At 38.6% G+C, this 249-nt stretch carries 1 pseudogene; it reads right to left on the bottom strand.

Going from position 1 to position 249, the window contains the following annotated elements:
* A pseudogene (locus tag SB658_RS26215) lies at positions 1 to 249 on the bottom strand (DNA topoisomerase IV subunit B); the annotation flags it as partial.

The raw sequence follows: 249 nt of genomic DNA, 5'->3' as shown, positions 1-249 counted from the left end.
CTGCTTTAACTGCCTTTCTCACAAGAAGTGTAGCAACATCCGGGTTTTCTTCTAAAAAGTAAGCTAAATGCTCTGATACAATGGCATCAATTGAAGAACGAGCTTCACTTGTACCAAGTTTCCCTTTCGTTTGCCCTTCAAACTGAAGTACTTCTTCTGGTACACGTACAGACACGATAGCCGCTACACCTTCACGAATATCTGTACCTTCTAAGTTTTTATCTTTTTCTTTTAATAACGATACTTTAC

The sequence above is a fragment of the Bacillus sp. SIMBA_008 genome (assembly GCF_046535495.1).
Taxonomy (GTDB): Bacteria; Bacillota; Bacilli; order Bacillales; family Bacillaceae; genus Bacillus; species Bacillus subtilis.
Note: the sequence above shows the minus strand (reverse complement) of the source record. Positions and strands in the feature narration are given on the sequence as shown.